This window comes from Halovulum marinum (assembly GCF_009697225.1).
In the GTDB taxonomy this organism is placed as follows: Bacteria; Pseudomonadota; Alphaproteobacteria; order Rhodobacterales; family Rhodobacteraceae; genus Halovulum; species Halovulum marinum.
In genome coordinates, this window is record NZ_WIND01000060.1 from 1 (window position 1) to 1,623 (window position 1,623).

Annotated in this window: 1 protein-coding gene; it reads right to left on the reverse strand. The window is 66.8% G+C overall.

Translation table 11 applies throughout. The features are described from left to right. Positions 1 to 1,623, reverse strand: a 1,623-nt coding sequence (locus tag GE300_RS21980) for a heavy metal translocating P-type ATPase (RefSeq protein WP_233417317.1), incomplete at both ends; no start/stop codon positions are given.

A 1,623-nucleotide genomic window follows, 5' to 3' on the forward strand; every position in this document is an offset into this window, starting at 1 on the left:
TCGCGGATCATCGCCAGATTGCCGAGCGCGACAGCCTTGCCGTCCACCACGCCCTTGACGCCCTTGCCGGTGACCGCCTCGAAGTCCTGCGCCTCGGCCATCTTCACAATTCGCTCCTCGGCCCCCCTGACAATGGCTTCGGCCAGGGGGTGCTCCGATCCGCGCTCGAGCGATGCGGCGAGACGCAGGACCTCGGACTCGTCGTGGCCGGGTTGCGGCAGAACGGCGACAAGCCGCGGCTTGCCCTCGGTCAACGTGCCGGTCTTGTCGACGATCAGGGTATCGACCTTCTCGAACCTCTCCAGCGCCTCGGCGTTCTTGATCAACACCCCGGCCTGGGCACCCCGCCCCGTCGCCGTCATGATCGACATCGGCGTGGCAAGCCCAAGGGCACAAGGACAGGCGATGATCAGAACCGCGACGGCCGCGATCAACGCGTAGGACAGCGCAGGCGCCGGCCCCCAGACCGCCCAGGCGATGAACGACAGGGCCGCGATGGCGATCACCGCAGGAACGAAGAACCCCGCCACCCTGTCGGCATATTTCTGGATCGGCGCGCGCGAACGCTGCGCGTTCGACACCATCTCGACGATCTGCGCCAGCATCGTGTCGGACCCGACACGCGTCGCCTCCATCACCAGGCTGCCGGTGCCGTTGATCGTTGCCCCCGTCACCGGGTCGCCCTCGGTCTTCTCGACCGGCACGGGTTCGCCCGAGATCATGCTTTCATCGACCGAGGACCGGCCGTCAAGAACCACGCCATCGACCGGCACCTTGTCGCCGGGGCGCACGCGCAGCCGGTCGCCGACCTGAACGTCCTCCAGCGGAATCTCCTCTTCGGACCCGTCGTCCCGGATCGCCCGCGCGGTCTTGGCCGCCATGTCGAGAAGCGCACGGATCGCCTTGCCGGTGCCCTCGCGGGCGCGCAGTTCCATCACCTGGCCAAGCAGCACGAGTGTCACGATCACCGCCGCCGCCTCGAAATAGACGCCGACATGGCCCTCGTCGTCACGGAAGCCGTCGGGGAATATGCCGGGTGCGAGAACCGCGACGACGCTGAAGATCCAGGCCGCCATCACGCCCATGCTTATGAGCGAGAACATGTTGAGGTTCATCGTCTTGAACGAATTCCAGCCGCGCACCATGAAGGGCCAGCCGCACCACAGGACCACCGGGGTTCCCAGGACCAGTTCGATCCAGAGCGTTGCGCGCTCGCCGAATATCTCGCGCACTTCGGGAAACCCGACATATGGCGCCATGGTCAGGATCAGAAGCGGAATGGTCAGCACCGTGCCGATCCAGAAACGGCGGGTGAAATCCACCAGTTCGGGGTTCGGGCCGTCCTCTGCCGGGATACCGGACTCAAGCTCCAGCCCCATGCCGCAGATCGGGCAGGAGCCATGCTCGACCTGACGAACCTGCGGGTGCATCGGGCAGGTGTAGACGGCCCCGTCATGACCGGCGGGGACGGTATCGTACCGGCCGTCCGCCGGGGCGGCGCTTGACTGGTGGTCGTGCCCGTGGTGGCTGTGCCCGTGGTGCTCATCCCCGTGGTGGTCGTGCCCAGCATGGGCGGCGGCGTCCGATTCCGGCACCAGATGCATCCCGCATTTCGGGCAGTCG